The following is a 361-nucleotide window of genomic DNA, read 5'->3' as shown; positions in this document are numbered from 1 at the left end:
CGGTCGGATCGTCGAGGATCGCGACACGCGGCCGCGCGCGCGTCACACTCCAGTTCGCCGCCTCGACCAGCATGTCGCCCATGAAGCGGGCATCGGCCGGGGTGGCACCGCGGATTTCGAAGCCTCCCATAGCGGGAGAGTACTCGCGAAGTGTTTCGGGCCGATTACGCTTCAATGCTGCGCTTGCTGGTGTTCGAGGCTTACGCCTCGATCACCAGTGGCACGATCATCGGGCGGCGACGGTAGCTCGTGTTCACCCAGCGGCCGACCGTGCGGCGCACGACCTGACTGAGGGCGTGCGAGTCGCGGACGCCGTTGTGGGCTGCATCGGCGAGCGCCGCAGCGATCTTCGGCTTCACAT

1 protein-coding gene is annotated in these 361 nt (G+C 66.8%); it reads right to left on the bottom strand.

Translation table 11 applies throughout. The features are described 5' to 3' along the window. Positions 1–200 precede the first annotated feature (200 nt). Positions 201–361: hypothetical protein (locus AB4Z02_RS19360; RefSeq protein WP_441973009.1), on the bottom strand; the 161-nt coding region annotated here is incomplete at its 5' end.

The organism is Pedococcus sp. 2YAF34, from assembly GCF_052114585.1.
Classification (GTDB): Bacteria; Actinomycetota; Actinomycetes; order Actinomycetales; family Dermatophilaceae; genus Pedococcus.
The sequence above is the reverse complement of the archived record's forward strand: the minus strand, read 5'-3'. Positions and strand labels throughout refer to the sequence as shown.